This is a genomic window from Faecalimonas umbilicata (assembly GCF_042846195.1).
In the GTDB taxonomy this organism is placed as follows: Bacteria; Bacillota; Clostridia; order Lachnospirales; family Lachnospiraceae; genus Faecalimonas; species Faecalimonas umbilicata.
In genome coordinates this window covers 2120924-2137238 of sequence record NZ_AP031411.1, presented here as the reverse complement: position 1 = coordinate 2137238, position 16315 = coordinate 2120924, and the positions used below count along the sequence as shown (strand labels likewise).

Genomic DNA, 16315 nt, shown 5'->3' with positions numbered 1-16315 from the left:
TGTATGAATTTTTATATAGCGGATATGCACTTGGGGCATAAAAATGTATTGAAGTTTGATAACAGACCTTTTGAGTCTGTATCTGAAATGGATATGTTACTTCTGGAAAACTGGAACAAAAGGGTATCACATGATGATGATGTGTATATTTTGGGAGATATGTGCTATCGCTCTGAGCATAGCCCTGCTTGGTATCTAAAACAACTAAAGGGTAAGAAACACCTCATACAGGGTAATCATGATGGGGTACTGCTGAAAGACTCTGAAGCTATGGGGTGTATGGACTCAGTGGATAAGATGCTGTTTGTGCAGGACAGTGGGAAACGTATTGTATTATGTCATTTTCCTATTGCAGAGTGGAATGGCTTTCATAAAGGTGCTTATCATATCTACGGTCACATACATAATAGGAGAAATGGGGCGTATCAGTACATGCGTACTTTGGAAAGAGCATTAAACGCAGGCTGTATGCTGAATGGGTATGAGCCAGTGACGTTTAGAGAGTTGATAGAAAATAATGTGGTTTACAAAAATGGGGTGTAGTTTTTGAAAAATCACATGGTTTACGAAATGAACTGTGGTTACAAAAGTAACGGTGGTTTGAGAAATCGTTTCGAGTTTGCATTTAATTATGCGAGATAATGTTTCTTTCGATTGAGTTGCATAAAGGAGATGTGTTTACGATAAAACTTGGGTTTGCCCTTGGGTTGCCTTATGTACTTCGAGAATTTTTTTCGAAGGAGGCATATTATGTGTAGATACGCTAGTAATCTGTTACAGACAGAAGAAACTTCAATGAAAGGAATTGATTTAAATATACCAAGAAGAGGAATGGTATTATCAGAAGCAAAAATAAATTTCTTCCTTTCAAAACTTTATGAGGAAAACTTAATTGGTACGGAAGATTATGTGATAGCAAAAAAGATATTGAACGAAAAAAGGAGAACGTAATATGGGTAAGAATATTTTTGTAGAAAAGGATACAAAAGTGGAAGTGTTTTTAGTGAAATTATATGAAGAAAATTTAATTGATACGGAGACTTACATAGTCGCACAGAAGATGGCAAAGGGGGATATATATGGCATTAAGTAGTCACTATACAGAGGAACAGATTTGTAAGATGGATATAAGAGATTTTTTAGCTCAGGCACATTTTGATGATATTTTACATTCTGTCAGAACATTGCAGGTAGCACGTTATGCTAGGGAGTCAACAAAGCATGAAGAGCAGATAATGGCATTAGAAAATCAAGTTGTACGTCTTGATACTATGATTGAAAGCAATCCTAAGTTCATATTAGATGAAAAACATAAATTCACAGAATATGGTATTTCTGGTAGACAGGTAGATGATAGAGTTGCGTTTAATATGATGTTACAGTCTGCTTCAAGATATGAGTTTAATGTTTTAATAGTACAAGATACAGCACGTTTTGCAAGAAATATTGAACAGTTATTTACTAATATTCGTATTTTAAAAGACTACGGAGTAGGAGTGCTGATTTTAAATGGAAATCACTGGACTTATAATATGACAGAGACAGATATTCTTCGTCTTGCGATTGATGCAGGAATGGCACAAGGAGAGTCTATGCGTACTGCAAAGCGTGTTTCAGATGGTGTGGAGTCTTATCGTGCAAGGGGGCAGTTGGTTATTTCTGGTATTTTTGGCTATATCTATGAAAAGAATATAGATAAAAGGTTGAATACATTGACTCCACATCCTGTCGAAAGTATAACAGTAAAGCGTATTTTTGATTTGTATACGCACCCAGACCCGCAGAAACGTATGGGTTCAGGTAAGATAGCAGACTATTTGAATGAAAATAATTATAAGACAGCAGTAGGAGATTTGAATTGGAGTGCTTCTAAAGTAGTAAGAGTTCTTAAGAACGAAAAATATATGGGATATATTCTTTATGGAAAGGTTAAAGTAGTTGATACTATAAAGAAGAAAAAAGTTGCTACGAAGATAAAGCCTATTCGTGAAGATGTGTATGATAAAGATGGTAATCTTATTAAGAAGTGTAACTTAGTAAAGGGTAACTGGACACCGATTGTTTCTGAGGAAGTTTGGTGGCTTGCAAATGAGATTAGAACGAAAAGAGCAAAAGAGTATATTTATTCTGAAAAAGGTAATATAGTTACAGGACTGCGAGAACCTAAAGATATTATTGCACAAAAGAGTTTCTGCCAGTGTGGATATACAAGAAGTATTCAATATGTTCATGTGGCTACACAGAAGAAAGAAGCACAGTTTCGTTATACTTGTCGATGCCAGATTAACAGTGGAAGTCATAAGGAGAAAAGTGTTTGTCATGTTCCTGCTGTTTCAGAAGTAAAACTTTGGCTGATGTCGCTGAAAGTATTTGGATATATTTTTGGTGACTCAAAAGATGAAATTTTATATACGATTAACTTATTGAAAGAAGCTCAGAAGTACAAACAAAAAAATAGGACTGGAAAATCCTTAGAAGATTTAGAGTCTGAATTAAAGAAAGTGGAAACACAAATTGAGAATTTATATCTTGATAAATTGTCTGGTGAAATCGATGCGAATATGTTCAAAAAACTTACAGTGCGTTTGGAGGAGGAAAAGGCTGGAATTGAGAAAGGTATTCGTGACAGACAATTAGAAGAAGCAAGAGATAGCAAGGAAACATTTGATATAGAAACTATTGAAAAAAAGTTGAATACTTATGTGGATTTTACTGGAAGAAAAGTTAGTGATGAGTTAATTGATATGTTTGTGGAACGTATCATATACAGAGATAATGATGAATTTGTATGGGAAATGAATTTATCTGGTGTAAGAAAAAATACGATTGATTATCGAATAAAAGAGTACTCAGAAGAATTTGCAAAGTCCTTACAAAATGATGATAACTTTAACATCATACATACATTTCTTATTTCAACAGAAGAATGTCAACAGTTTATGGAGTCATCAAGAGTAGGTAGGAGATTTGTGAAGAAATATTGGAAACCTATTACTGTGAAAATCGCTATTAAATAGTAAAGATGCAGAAGATGATGTTGTATAGCTGTGTAAGGTATGGTAATATTAGTTGGTATTTTGATGTATATGTTCATGCCAAGTAGGTGTATAGCTGTATATGCTTACACCCTAATATAAAAGACGTATATGCTGATTGCAGCAGACCAGGCGGCAAAACTGAGTAATATGAATGAATAATTGTTCTTGTCTACAAAAAGTGGTCAAAGAAGAGAAAACTGTTACAAAATAAAAAATAAAAGAGAAATACCAGTCAGCAGGAGATAGAACGTTGAAGGGTAGTTCTCTTTTTTTATATAGAGTTTTACTGTTGGAAGAAAGAAAAAAGAAATCAAAACAAAGGAGAGGGAAGATGTTCTGTAAAAAATGTGGGAAAGAGATCAAAGAGGGTGTGAGATTTTGCCCGTATTGCGGGGCAGAAAGCGGTGTCAGCAATGAGATGAAAGCAACGGAAAGCAGGGGTTCAAAGAAGGAGAAGACTCATAAGAAATCAATCAGAAAGAAAATCTGGGCAGTTGCTGTTTTAACGGGTATTCTTTTGTTATGCGGAGGAGGAGCATTTGCCATGTATAAGGCAGGTGTGGCTTCTGAGAGAAAGGAGAGACAGGCGCAAGAAGCAGAAGAAAAGAAGGAAGCAAGAAAAAAGAAGGAGAGCGTTAAAAAAGAGGAAGAAGAAAAGGTTTCCAACGAAACAAAGGAGAAAGATGAGACATATCCACAGATCATCACACTGGATGCCGATGTGCAGAATGAGATCACTGATTTTCTGAGCCTGCTTTGTAAACTGGATGCAGGAGGAAATGGGAAAAATTTCTCAGAGGGAGTTGTGGTCAATGAAGAGTTTGCGTATTCATTTTTGATACGGTCGATATGGTTTGAGATTCCTTTTGTGGATGGAGAGTCTGCCAAGCTCGGGCAGATGGGATGGGAGATTCCGGAAGAGACTGTCAGGGAATATTTGGAGAATTCTATCGGGACAGGAGCTTTTAACGAAGAGCATGTGGAAATTTCAGATGGAATGGTTGTGCTGGAAGGGGTAACGCCAACTTCGGCCTATGGAAATGATACTCCTCAGATCATGCAAGTAAAAAAGATATCAGAGGATGAAATAGAAGTCTATGGAGAAGTTCATTATACGCCGGAAATGCAGGAGGCACAACCGTACTCAGCAGTGTTTGATGTTACTCTGATAGAAAATTCGCAAAGCATGTGGGGTGGTTATACATTACAGTCTGTGAACACTTGGACAGAGAAAAGTACAAATCAGGATAAAGCAGAGGGACAGAAGAATCCTTTAGCATTTCGTGTTTCTGCAAGTTCTACACTGCAGGAAGAGGGATATGATCATAGTACAGCAGCTCTTTTGGACAGAAATCCGGCTACCTGCTGGATAGAGGGAGTGGATGGCGTTGGAATCGGAGAATATCTTTTATTTGACTCAGAAGAAAAACAGAGTGTGAGAGGAATTGCTGTTCTTCCAGGGTACTTAAGTTCAGAGGATATCTATACAAAAAATGGAATTCCATTGGAACTGGAAATCAAAGCAGGAGATCGAATCTGGACAAAAAGATTGGAATCGTATGTTCCGAATTTTTCTGCACCAATGGATTCTATGATTTACATTGATTTTGGACAAAGTATTTCTGTTGATTCTTGTATCGTGACAATCAAAGACAGCAGGAGCGGAACAAAGTATGATGATATCTGCATCGCAGAAATGTTTTTATATGGGGAATAAATGGTGTCTAGTTTTCAGCAAAGATGCAGCCGAACGTCCAGAGGACAAAGCGTACAAGGTTGAGGTTTATTTAATGGATGAAATCTATAAGTTTGCCAAACAGAAGAAAAGCTGTATTGTCAAAATGTCCTATCTGTTTGTATATAAAGCCAGATATATAGTAAAAAAGCTGGATGTATTATATAATAAGCCCGACAAAAGCAAGAAGTTTGCACAACAGGAGGAACACTATGAGCGAGAATAATCAGAAGATGGCGCCGCATCTGGAAGCAGGAGAAAAGAACGGGGGATTTTGTGGTCCGTTAACAGGTGTAAAAGCGGTGGAAAAGGGAGAGGAAGGTCATATCGTCTGGCTCACATTTGAGGAAAATATTAAGGGAAAACTTATTTTTCTGGAAGAAACTATTTTCCGCTATGATGTAGATCCGAGCGGAGCATTTGAGAGTTATGCGGCTCCGAGAGAGAAGGAGCATACAGCAAAGATTCAGCAGTGTCCGGACGAGTCAGATTTTTATACAAAACCGGAAGTAGAAATCTACGAGGAAAATCAGACGATCAATCTCTGCTGTGGAAAGACAAAAGTAAGTTTTGATAAAGCAACGGCAAAGATGAAAATTTCTGTCAGCGGCAAGACCGTTCTTGAGGAAGCCAAAGGTCTCACGATCGGTGAGGAGACAGTTCAGACACTTGTCAGAGGAGAAAAAGAAAATTTCTACGGTGGTGGTACACAGAATGGACGGTTTATACATACTGGAAAGACTATTCAGATTGTCAATGAAAGCGCATGGATGGACGGAGGTGTTGCATCACCGAATCCGTTTTATTTTACGACGGAAGGCTATGGGGTTCTGAGAAATACATTTGCCCATGGAAGTTATGACTTTGGAGAAAGTGAGACCGCGGTTGTGCGCGCTGCGCATAAAGAAGCGAAGTTTAGTGCTTACTATTTTCTGTCTGACGGAGAAAATGGAAGCCGGATTACGCAGGAAATCTTAAAAGCCTACTATCATGTAACTGGAAATCCGCTACTTTTGCCGGAATATGGATTTTACGAAGGACATCTAAATTGTTATAATCGCGATGCGTGGTCTGACGAAGGTGGAGAGAAGGAATGGAACATTAAAGGAATCGCCGAAAGCACCGCCGCAGGGATGACAAAATATGAAAGTGGTATGGCGACCGGATATCGTTTGTCAGAAGGACAACATTCAGAATCCTTAAATGGAGAAGGACCAAAAGTGGCAGCCGAGCATTACCCTGAAAATGTAGATGCGCCATATGAATATTCAGCGAGAGCTGTATTGGATCAGTACGTCAGATACGATATGCCGCTTGGATATTTCCTCCCAAATGATGGATATGGTGGGGGATATGGACAGAATGGCTATTATGTACAAGGGGGAGTCAATGAGGATGGAAGCAGTTCTCCAGAACGAATCGCAGCGGTAGATGCCAATGTAGAAAATCTTGCGAAGTTCAGAGAGTATGCAAACAGCAAAGGGGTTGCAGCCGGACTTTGGACAGAGAGTAATCTGGTACCGGACTCAGACAATCAGACATATTGGCACCTGCTTCGCGATTTCCGGAAGGAAGTATCTGTCGGAGGGGCGACCACATTGAAGACCGATGTTGCATGGGTAGGACCGGGATACTCTTTCCAGTTAAATGGAGTGAAGACGGCCTATGACATTATCACGACAGCAGAGCAGTTTCGCCCGAATATTATCTCTTTGGACGGATGGGCAGGTTCACAGCGTTTTAACAGCGTGTGGAGCGGTGACCAGACCGGAGGAAACTGGGAATATATCCGTTTCCATATCCCGACTTATATCGGAAGCTCTCTGAGCGGAAATCCAAATATTGGTAGTGATATGGATGGAATCTTCGGAGGAAAGGCACTGATTGCTGCGCGTGACTATCAGTGGAAATCGTTCACACCTCAGATGTTAAATATGGACGGATGGGGCACTTACATGAAAGCACCGTACACATTTGGGGATCCGTATACGGGGATTAACCGAATGTATATGAAAATCAAGTCACAGTTGATGCCATATATTTATACGACAGCTGTCTCTGCGTCAAATATGGATACGGGAAATGATGACACGGGACTTCCGATCGTGCGTGCAATGTTTTTGGAATATCCGGAAGATGCGTATGCATACAGCAGAAATATGCAGTACCAGTTTTTGCTTGGAGCAAATATTTTAGTTGCGCCAGTTTATAAAAATACAGTTGCAGATGAAGAGGGAAATGATGTGAGAAACCACATTTACCTTCCGGATCCAGACGAAGTGTGGATTGATTATCTGACCGGAGAAAAATATCTGGGCGGACAAGTGCTTAATAATTTTGCGGCGCCGCTTTGGAAACTGCCGGTGTTTGTAAAAAATGGAACGATTCTTCCAATGTATGAGGCAAACAATACGCCGGATGCCATTGACCGGACAAAGCGGATGATAGAATTCTGGCCGGATGGAGACAGCTTTTATACAACTTACGAGGATGATGGAAAATATATCCATAATCAGACGGAGGAGGATGAGAAATACGGAACCATTGACCATGTTTCGTATGGAAGTCATGTTTCAACGACCTATACTTCCAGTGTGAAGGAAGGAAAGGCGATTCTGACAGCAGAATGCTCCGAAGGTACTTATGAAGGATATGAGGAAAAGCGTAGCAGCACATTTATCGTACATTTGTCAAACCGTCCGGAGGCAGTAACAGCATGGAATGGAGAAGAAAAGTTGCATCTGACAGAAGCAGAAAATCTGGAAATCTTTGAGCAAAGTGAGCCAAAGAAAGGAGAGGCGATTTTCTTCTATGACGAACATCCAATGATCCGTACCTATGCTTCTGAGGAAGAAAAGATTTTACGCGCAATGGTAGAAAAGGTTCAGGCAGAGCCGAAGCTGTATGTAAAATTCGCAACAGTGGACAGCCAGAAAGAAAAACAGACTGTAGAGATTCTGGGATTTGAAAATACCGTTTGCCGGATGGCGGAAAAAGAAAATGGTGCTCTTTCTGTACCGCAGCTGACGGCAGCAGAAGAAGCGAAAACTTCTACAAGCATCGGATTATGCTGGACAGAAAGCAAAGGAGCATCTGAATATGAGATGCTCGTGGATGGAAATCTTTATGCTATGGGAGATGCACTTTCTTATATCCATGATGATCTCGACTATCATTCTGAGCATACTTATTGCGTGCGTGCGAGAAATGCGGAAGGGTATTCTGCATGGAGTGAGCAGCTTGTGACCAGTTCTCTGCTGGATCCGTGGAGAAATGAGATTGGTGCACTTGGAACGATTTCATGGACCGGAGGAGATGAGGCAGGAGCACTGAAGTATGCGACAGACCACAGCTTCCGTGGATTATTCTTCGCAGTGGGGGATGTTGTCGGTGACAAGACTCCGTTCATCTATGATTTTGGTGCAGCTTACGAACTGGATAAATTTGAATATTATCCACGCGACAGCTATGGAAGTGGTACCGTAGAGCGTATGAATGTCTACTCCAGTTTAGATGGAAAACATTGGAAACTGGAATGGGATGGAACAAAAGAGGAAGAGTGGGTATATAACACGGATCTGGAAGTAGAAGAAAATGCAAAGACAGTTCCGCTCACCGGAGTCAGTGCACGTTATCTGAAACTTCAGATTATGAAATCACGGCGCAATTACTTTGCATCTCATGAACTTCCGGTATACAAAAAAGATGGATCCAAGCCATTTGCAGTCGGAAGTACTAATAAGAATGAGACGGTTTCAGAGGGTGATTATACCAATATGAAAAATTACCTTGGAACTTCTGTCAAGGATGGTTCCAACTTTGTGGATCAAATCCAGAAGCGAAGTGGAGATATCAATATGAACGGCATCTATGATGTTTATGATTATGTATTTACAATGTTCCAACTCGATGGAGGCACAAAACAGAGCGGAGAAGTATCTGGGCAGGCAACACTTTGTGCAGAAAAATCATGTATCAGAGCCGGTGAGACAGTGACCTTTACGGTACTTGCAGAAGATGCGAAACATGTCAATGCATTTGGAGCTGTCATCGATTATGATCCTTCACATCTGGAATTTGTATCAGCTGTCGGAACGAAGGCGGTAGGAGCGATGGAAAATCTGACGGTCAATAAGGTATACAGTGATGGAACCGCTTATGTCAATCTTGCATTTGCAAATCGCGGAGATCAGCCGCTGTATAGTGGAAGTGATGAACTTGCAGTCATTACAATGAAGGCACGCACAGATCTCTGCCCGGCAGAAGAGATGAATGTAGATAAACTTCTTTTGATCGGTCCGGCATATGATGTGGCAGGAGAAAATGACACAGACGAGAAAAAGGATATTGAAGGGCAGAAAGAATCAGAAGAAAAATAAAGAGAAAAAGCAAAATAGAAGAAAATTTGTCTAAGAGAAATCAGAGAATGACAATAGCTTTGCAATAGAAAAAGACACTCCAGGAAATGCCAAGGGGTGTCTTTTTCCTATAGGGAACTGCTTACGGAGCTCTGGAAGTTTGTATGGAAAATAGGAAAACAGAATGTTCGATTTGGAAAAAATGCTTCTTGACAACAAAAAATGTATTTGATAAAGTTACAGTTAAATAATGTAATGAAAAAAGTTACAATTTGTACAGATATCCGCAGGAAAATTTTGCACAGACAAAAAAGGAAACGGATCGCTGTCAAAAAATGTAAAAAGAAAAGAAGGAAAGAGGTGGTTTTATGGGATTTTCGCTGGACATCAGCATTCCGGTATTGACAGTATTTTTACAGGGAGTGTTTAGTTTCTTTTCTCCTTGTGTTCTGCCGCTGATTCCGCTGTATATGGGGTATCTGTCAGGCGGAACGGGTGAGATTGGGGAGGATGGAAAGGTTCACTATGAGAGACGAAAAGTGATGATCCATACGGTTTGTTTTGTGGTAGGAGTTAGCTTTGCATTTTTCATTCTGGGACTTGGCGCATCTGCACTTGGGAGCTTTTTGCAGAAAAATCAGATGTTGTTTGCAAGAATCGGTGGAATTTTAGTGATTGCATTTGGTTTCTATCAGCTTGGTGTCTTTGGTCCGAGCAGATTACTTGGAAAAGAGCGCAGACTGCCATTTCATCTTGATGTGCTTGCAATGTCCCCGCTGACCGCGCTGCTGATGGGATTTACGTTTAGTTTTGCGTGGACCCCGTGTGTAGGTCCGGCGTTGACAAGTGTGCTTTTGATGGCGGCATCCGCCGGGACAAAGTGGATGGGGTTTGCATTGATCGGCGTATATACACTCGGATTTGTGCTCCCATTTCTTGTACTGGGGCTGTTTACGACAAGCCTTCTGGAGCTGTTAAAAAAGCATATGAATGTTGTAAAATATACGGTAAAAGTAGGCGGGATACTGATGGTTTTGATGGGACTCTTCATGTTTACAGGGAAGATGAATGCAGTCACCGGATACTTATCAAAAGTTTCCATAGCAGGAAATGAAACAGAAAATGCAAAAAAACAGAAAAATCAGTCAGCAGCCCAACAGAAAAATACCGGGCAGGATAATACTTCCGGGGAGAAAGAAACAAGTGCCGGAGAAAGCAAACAGGAAGAAAAGAAGGAAAACGATCAACGAGAGACCGTTCCTTCCATCGACTTTACACTACAAGATCAGTATGGGAATACGCATACATTATCAGAATATAAAGGAAAGACCGTTTTTTTGAATTTCTGGGCGACTTGGTGCGGACCATGCCGGAATGAGATGCCGGAGATCCAGAAGCTGCATGAAGAATATGAAGCACAAGAAGACAGTGATGTGGTGATTCTGGGAATTGCAGCACCGGATCTTGGAGGGGAAGCTTCTGAGGAAGAGATCAAGGCGTTTTTGGAAGAAAATGGATACACGTATCCAGTTGTGATGGATACGACCGGGGAGATTTTCTCAAGTTATGGAATCAGTGCATTTCCGACAACTTTTATGATTGATAAGGATGGGAATGTATATGGATATGTCAGTGGTCAGTTAAGTGAAGATGTGATGCGAAATATTATTGAACAGACACAGAAGCAGGGGGGAACACAAAAATGACAAGTGAATTTGCGATCGCGGTCCATGCACTTGTGTTTCTGGAACATAAGGGAATCGTGATCTCCAGTGAAGAGTTGGCAAAGAATGTGTGCACCAACCCGGCTCGGATCCGGAAGGTGATGGCAAAATTGAAAAGGGCTGATTTGATCCGTACAAAAGAAGGGACGGAGGGAGGATATCTCTTCTTTCGGGAAGCAGAAGAAGTGACACTTGCCATGGTAGCGGAGGCACTTCAGATTTCTTTTGTGTCGACTTCGTGGCGGAGCGGGTCTCCCGAGAAAAAGTGTTGTGTGGCATCGGGGATGGCAGATGTGATGGCGGGGATTTATGGGGATTTAAATGCATGCTGTAAAGATCTGCTAAAACAGAGAACAATCGCAGATGTGAAGCGGGAACTTTTTCATTTTGCAAAAGAAAAAGGAACATTTTTGGAAGAGAAGAATGGAGGAAAGAAATGATGGGAGAAAAGTTAAAGAAACTTGCGGCATATTATAAGCCGTACAAAGGATTGTTTTTCAGTGATATGTTTTTTGCAATTCTGGGAGCGGCAGTCACATTGATCCTGCCGTTGATCGTCCGTTATATTACAAATGAGGTCGTATATTTCCCGGCAGAGGATGTGTTGCATACGATTACGTGGATCGGTGTCCTGATGTTTGGACTCGTTATTTTGGAATTTGGCTGTAATTATTTTATCGGATATTATGGACATTTGATGGGTGCAAAGATGGAAGCGGATATGCGGAGGGATATTTTTGGACATTACCAGAAATTAACCTTTGCGTTCTATGACAATCAGAAGGTTGGAGGGCTGTTGTCCCGTATTACGAGCGATTTGTTTGATATCACAGAGCTTTTGCATCACGGACCGGAAGATATCGTGATTTCTATTATCAAGCTCGTTGGATCTTTTGCAATCTTATTTAGTATCAATGCGAAGCTGACACTTGTCGCGTTTGCATTTATTCCGGTCATGATTCTGTATGCGGGATATTATAACCGGAAGATGAAGCGGGCGTTTAAGAGAAATCGAGAGAAAATTGCAGATATTAACAGCCAGATTGAGGATAGCCTTTCCGGAATCCGTGTTGTGAAATCGTTTGCAAATGAAAAGATTGAGATGAAGAAGTTTCAGGATGGAAATGACCGCTTTGTTGCAGCAAAGAAGATCAGCTACCGCTATATGGGAGCATACAATTCTGGGCTTGGCGCTTTGACAACACTTGTTACTGTTGTTGTTTTGATCGCCGGAGTGCGGTTTATGGCAGCGGGAACAGTGGCGGTGACTGACCTGATCACATTTCTTTTGTATATCAATAACTTTACAGAACCGGTGAAGAAACTTGTAAACTTCACAGAGCAGTTCCAGAATGGATATTCAGGTTTTGAGAGATTTCTTGAAATCTTGTCGATCGCACCGGATATCAAGGACAAAGAAGATGCAGTCAGTGTGGAGCATCTGGAAGGAAAGATTGAGTTTGAAAATGTATCTTTTCATTATGAGGACAGTACGGAAAATGTACTGGATCACATCAATCTGGATGTGGAGGCAGGAGATTATATGGCATTAGTCGGTCCATCAGGTGTCGGAAAGACTACAATCTGCAGCCTGATCCCACGTTTTTATGAGGTGTCAGAGGGTGCTATCCGGATTGATGGCATTGATATCCGGGATATGAAGTTAGATGACCTGAGAAATAATATTGGAATTGTGCAGCAGGATGTTTACCTGTTTGCAGGGACGATTATGGAAAATATCCGTTATGGAAAGCCGGATGCGACAGATGAGGAAGTGGTTATGGCAGCGAGAAATGCAAATGCCCATGAATTTATCATGAGTTTTCCGGAAGGATATGATACAGATATCGGTCAGCGCGGTGTGAAACTCTCCGGAGGACAAAAACAGCGTCTGTCTATTGCACGGGTATTCTTAAAGAATCCGCCAATTCTGATTTTTGATGAGGCTACATCAGCGCTGGATAATGAGAGTGAGAAAGTTGTGCAGCAGTCCTTAGAACGTCTGGCAAAGAACCGTACGACATTTGTGATCGCGCACAGACTCTCTACGATTCGAAATGCAAAGCGGATTCTTGTGCTGACTGAGAATGGCATCGAGGAAGAAGGAACTCACGAGCAGCTGCTCGAGAAAGACGGCGTGTATGCCGACCTTTATCAGATGCAGTTCCGAAAAGGGATCGAGTGCTAGAAATAGATACACTGCCTGAAAAAGTACTTTTAAAGAAGCGCGAAGAAGGCAATGGCAGCAGGAAAACAGAGAAAAGCAAAATTTGAGAAGAGGTAGAATAAAATGATAACGATAGACTTTCGAAGACCGACTTTGGAGGATAAGGAACTTTTGACATCTTACTTTAGAAAGTATCCATCGCGAAGCTGTGAGCGCACGTTTGTTAACGTGTACCTGTGGGCGAAGTTTTATCAGGTAGGCTATGCGATGGTAGAAAATACGGTTGTCTTTCGGTCAAAGGAAAATGGATTGTCCTTTGCCTACCCGGTGGGAGATCCAAAGGATGTCAAGCGGACGATCGAAGTGTTGATGGAGTACAGCAGGGAACAGGGGTATCCGTTTACGATGTACTGTGTCACAGAAGAGAACTTTGCACAGCTGGAAGAGTGGTATCCGGGACAGTTTCAAATCGAATACGACAGAGACAGTGCAGATTATGTCTACGAGTCTGAGAAACTGGCGACACTTTCTGGCAAAAAGCTTCACGGTAAGCGAAATCATATCAATAAATTCAAACAAGTAAATGAAGATTGGTCGTATGAAAAGATTACAAAAGAAAATATCGAAGAGTGTTTTCAGATGGCACTGCAATGGCGGATCGAAAATGGATGTGAGGCAGATGAAGAGAAAAATGCAGAGATGTGTGTAACACTCAATTCTCTGCGGCTCTATGAAGAACTGGAGCTGACCGGGGGGCTTCTGAGAGTGAATGGAAAGGTTGTTGCATTTACCCTTGGAGAGGAAGTCAGTGACGATACATTTGTAGTCCATATTGAAAAAGCATTTGCAGAGATCCAAGGTGCTTATCCGATGATCAATCAGCAGTTTGTGGAACACGAGTGTATGAAATATAAATACATTAACCGTGAGGAAGACACTGGGGCAGAAGGACTTCGCAAAGCAAAACTGTCATACCGCCCGGTATTTCTTGTGGAAAAAGGAACTGTGACAAAGAGGGAGGCAACAGTATGATCGCAGAGAAGATGAAAGGGATGGTGGCAAATAGTTCTGCCATCCGCGCGATGTTTGAGGAAGGTAACCGTCTTGCAAAGCTGTACGGGAGAGAAAATGTATTTGACTTCAGTCTCGGCAATCCAAATGTGGAAGCACCGGAGGCGGTAAAGGAAGCACTTATTTCCATTGTAAAGGAAGAGGCACCGCTGGAACTTCATGGCTATACGAATAGCAATGCAGGATATGAAGAGGTACGCCAGGCAGTGGCAGAGTCATTGAATGAGCGATTTCAGACGGAGTTTTCTGCAGAAAATATTCTCATGACAGTCGGTGCAGCGGGAGGCTTGAATGTGATTTTAAAGACGCTTATCAACCCGCAGGAGGAAGTGATTGTTTTTGCACCGTATTTCGGTGAGTATAGAAGTTACACATCCAATGTGGATGGTGTACTTGTGGAGATCTCACCGGACACAGAAACTTTCCAGCCAAAGCTTACTGAATTTGCGGAGAAAATTACTCCGAAGACGAAGGCGGTTATCGTGAATACGCCGAACAATCCGACCGGTGTTGTGTATTCAGAGAAGACAATCCGGGAAATGGCACGAATTTTGGAGGAGAAGCAAAAAGAATATGGGACTGAGATCTATTTGATTTCCGATGAACCCTACCGGGAACTTGCTTTTGATGGAGTGGAAGTACCGTATCTGACAAAATATTATAAAAATACGATTGTGGCATATTCTTATAGTAAGTCTCTGTCCCTTCCGGGAGAGCGGATTGGGTATCTTGTGATTCCTTCAGAAGTGGCAGACAGTTGTGATGTGATTGCGGCAGCGGGTGTGGCAAATCGGATTTTAGGATTTGTCAATGCACCGACGTTGCTTCAGAAGGTGGTTGCTAAATGTATTAGAGAAAAAACAGATCTTACCTATTACAATAGAAACCGGGAAACACTTTATGAAGGGCTGAGACAGTGTGGATTCAGCTGTATAAAGCCGCAGGGAGCTTTCTATCTGTTTGTGAAATCTCCAATCGAAGATGAGAAAGCGTTCTGTGAGGCGGCAAAGGGATACAATATCCTTCTTGTGCCAGGAAGTTCTTTTGGGTGTCCAGGTTATGTGCGGATTGCTTACTGTGTGGCATATGAGACAATTATTGGTGCGCTGCCGAGATTTCAGGAACTTGCAAAGCAGTATTTTCAGAGATAAGCCTAGAGAAGCACGCGAAAGTCCGTAAAAGAAATAAAATTTTTGTAAATCAAAAGAGAAAGATTGAAAAAAGAGAGGATTTATGCTAAATTTTTTAGCAGAGTGCATGGAAAGGAGATTAATGTATGCTGAAACAAATATTGCAGGGAATGGTTGTCGGAATTGCGAATATCATTCCGGGAGTCAGCGGTGGAACAATGATGGTCGCTATGGGACTGTATGACAAGCTGATTCATTCAATTACCCACTTGAAGAGCGAGTTTAAACAAAGTATGAAGCTTCTGATCCCAATTTTTGCTGGGGCAGGAATTGCAATTGTCGTATTGTCGAAATTGTTTGAATTCTTACTTGATACATATCCAATCCCGACGAACTTTGCGTTTTGCGGTCTGATCATTGGAAGTCTTCCATTTATTGTAAAGAAGGTGAAAGGACATTCAGTCACAATCGGGAAAATAATTCCATTTCTTGTCTTTTTTGCAATCGTGATTCTGATGGCGATGCTTGGAGAGACCGGAGGAAAGACAGCGGATGTCACATTTGGGATTGTCAATGTAATTAAGTTATTCTTTGTAGGGGTTGTTGCGGCGGCAACGATGGTTGTGCCGGGAGTCAGTGGTTCGATGATGCTGATGCTGCTTGGATATTATGATGTAATTTTAAAGACGATTAATTTATTTGTAGATTCACTTGTGAAATTCGATATGGCAGGACTGATGCAGGGAGTTGGTGTACTTGCGCCGTTTGGAGTTGGTGTGCTGATCGGAATCGGTGTGATTGCAAAATTGATTGAATTCATTTTTTCAAAAGCAGAGATTCATGCTTATTATGGAATTATCGGTCTGATTGTCGCATCACCGATTGCGATTCTGATGAAGACGAATTGGTCAGGTGTTTCCGTATTTACGATCGGAGCCGGAGTAATCACATTCGGACTTGGATGGCTGATTGCCAATAAGCTCGGAGGAGAATAAAAAAGTAAAGAGAGGTCATGCAGAACCGCATGCAATTTTCAGATAGCAGGAAAGTGGAAAGAAACGTATCTGCTGGAGGGGAATGATTGCGAGGATG

The 16315-nt window shown here is 41.3% G+C and carries 13 protein-coding genes; all 13 read left to right on the top strand.

The window, feature by feature from the left end; translation table 11 throughout:
* Positions 1 to 3: 3 nt before the first annotated feature.
* The 13 genes from ACGG81_RS10165 to ACGG81_RS10105 all read left to right on the top strand — a co-directional run bounded on the left by ACGG81_RS10165 (position 4) and on the right by ACGG81_RS10105 (position 16218).
* Positions 4 to 543 carry a hydrolase gene (locus tag ACGG81_RS10165; RefSeq protein WP_390108161.1) on the top strand — a complete coding sequence of 180 codons (540 nt, stop codon included), beginning with the start codon at positions 4 to 6 and terminating at the stop codon, positions 541 to 543.
* A gap of 207 nt (positions 544 to 750) precedes the next feature.
* Positions 751 to 951, top strand: coding sequence for a hypothetical protein (locus ACGG81_RS10160; RefSeq protein WP_379694730.1), 201 nt, complete (start codon positions 751 to 753; stop codon positions 949 to 951).
* 1 nt (position 952) lies between these two features.
* Positions 953 to 1093, top strand: coding sequence for a hypothetical protein (locus ACGG81_RS10155; RefSeq protein ID WP_349011114.1), 141 nt, complete (start codon positions 953 to 955; stop codon positions 1091 to 1093).
* Positions 1080 to 3017, top strand: a complete 1938-nt coding sequence (locus tag ACGG81_RS10150) for a recombinase family protein (protein ID WP_390108157.1) — start codon at positions 1080 to 1082, stop codon at positions 3015 to 3017. The genes ACGG81_RS10155 and ACGG81_RS10150 overlap by 14 nt, the downstream gene beginning before the upstream one ends.
* Before the next feature lie 352 nt (positions 3018 to 3369).
* On the top strand, positions 3370 to 4755 hold the full coding sequence (locus tag ACGG81_RS10145) for a zinc ribbon domain-containing protein (protein WP_119987826.1): 1386 nt from the start codon (positions 3370 to 3372) through the stop codon (positions 4753 to 4755).
* On the top strand, positions 4745 to 4999 hold the full coding sequence (locus tag ACGG81_RS10140) for a hypothetical protein (protein WP_270196508.1): 255 nt from the start codon (positions 4745 to 4747) through the stop codon (positions 4997 to 4999). The genes ACGG81_RS10145 and ACGG81_RS10140 overlap by 11 nt, the downstream gene beginning before the upstream one ends.
* Entirely contained in the window at positions 4986 to 9152 is a 4167-nt protein-coding gene (locus tag ACGG81_RS10135) for a TIM-barrel domain-containing protein (protein WP_390108154.1), read from the top strand. The genes ACGG81_RS10140 and ACGG81_RS10135 overlap by 14 nt, the downstream gene beginning before the upstream one ends.
* A gap of 347 nt (positions 9153 to 9499) precedes the next feature.
* The gene (locus ACGG81_RS10130; protein ID WP_009262402.1) at positions 9500 to 10837 is read left to right on the top strand and encodes a cytochrome c biogenesis protein/redoxin; all 1338 of its coding nucleotides are present in this window, start codon (positions 9500 to 9502) and stop codon (positions 10835 to 10837) included.
* Positions 10834 to 11295 carry an RrF2 family transcriptional regulator gene (locus ACGG81_RS10125; protein ID WP_119987703.1) on the top strand — a complete coding sequence of 154 codons (462 nt, stop codon included), beginning with the start codon at positions 10834 to 10836 and terminating at the stop codon, positions 11293 to 11295. The genes ACGG81_RS10130 and ACGG81_RS10125 overlap by 4 nt, the downstream gene beginning before the upstream one ends.
* Positions 11295 to 13043, top strand: coding sequence for an ABC transporter ATP-binding protein (locus ACGG81_RS10120; protein WP_016438334.1), 1749 nt, complete (start codon positions 11295 to 11297; stop codon positions 13041 to 13043). The genes ACGG81_RS10125 and ACGG81_RS10120 overlap by 1 nt, the downstream gene beginning before the upstream one ends.
* A 102-nt stretch (positions 13044 to 13145) precedes the next feature.
* A complete protein-coding gene (locus ACGG81_RS10115) occupies positions 13146 to 14054 on the top strand; it encodes a DUF2156 domain-containing protein (RefSeq protein WP_009262399.1) in 909 nt (302 codons plus the stop codon).
* Positions 14051 to 15244, top strand: coding sequence for a pyridoxal phosphate-dependent aminotransferase (locus ACGG81_RS10110; protein ID WP_009262398.1), 1194 nt, complete (start codon positions 14051 to 14053; stop codon positions 15242 to 15244). The genes ACGG81_RS10115 and ACGG81_RS10110 overlap by 4 nt, the downstream gene beginning before the upstream one ends.
* Before the next feature lie 125 nt (positions 15245 to 15369).
* Positions 15370 to 16218: a DUF368 domain-containing protein gene (locus ACGG81_RS10105; RefSeq protein ID WP_119987707.1), complete on the top strand. Its 849-nt coding sequence runs from the start codon at positions 15370 to 15372 to the stop codon at positions 16216 to 16218.
* Positions 16219 to 16315: the final 97 nt, after the last annotated feature.

Bases quoted from the DNA above. Each gene is read 5' to 3' on its own strand.
- ACGG81_RS10165 (WP_390108161.1), top strand. From the start codon at position 4: ATGAATTTTTATATAGCGGATATGCACTTGGGGCATAAAAATGTATTG.
- ACGG81_RS10160 (WP_379694730.1), top strand. From the start codon at position 751: ATGTGTAGATACGCTAGTAATCTGTTACAGACAGAAGAAACTTCAATG.
- ACGG81_RS10155 (WP_349011114.1), top strand. From the start codon at position 953: ATGGGTAAGAATATTTTTGTAGAAAAGGATACAAAAGTGGAAGTGTTT.
- ACGG81_RS10150 (WP_390108157.1), top strand. From the start codon at position 1,080: ATGGCATTAAGTAGTCACTATACAGAGGAACAGATTTGTAAGATGGAT.
- ACGG81_RS10145 (WP_119987826.1), top strand. From the start codon at position 3,370: ATGTTCTGTAAAAAATGTGGGAAAGAGATCAAAGAGGGTGTGAGATTT.
- ACGG81_RS10140 (WP_270196508.1), top strand. From the start codon at position 4,745: ATGGGGAATAAATGGTGTCTAGTTTTCAGCAAAGATGCAGCCGAACGT.
- ACGG81_RS10135 (WP_390108154.1), top strand. From the start codon at position 4,986: ATGAGCGAGAATAATCAGAAGATGGCGCCGCATCTGGAAGCAGGAGAA.
- ACGG81_RS10130 (WP_009262402.1), top strand. From the start codon at position 9,500: ATGGGATTTTCGCTGGACATCAGCATTCCGGTATTGACAGTATTTTTA.
- ACGG81_RS10125 (WP_119987703.1), top strand. From the start codon at position 10,834: ATGACAAGTGAATTTGCGATCGCGGTCCATGCACTTGTGTTTCTGGAA.
- ACGG81_RS10120 (WP_016438334.1), top strand. From the start codon at position 11,295: ATGGGAGAAAAGTTAAAGAAACTTGCGGCATATTATAAGCCGTACAAA.
- ACGG81_RS10115 (WP_009262399.1), top strand. From the start codon at position 13,146: ATGATAACGATAGACTTTCGAAGACCGACTTTGGAGGATAAGGAACTT.
- ACGG81_RS10110 (WP_009262398.1), top strand. From the start codon at position 14,051: ATGATCGCAGAGAAGATGAAAGGGATGGTGGCAAATAGTTCTGCCATC.
- ACGG81_RS10105 (WP_119987707.1), top strand. From the start codon at position 15,370: ATGCTGAAACAAATATTGCAGGGAATGGTTGTCGGAATTGCGAATATC.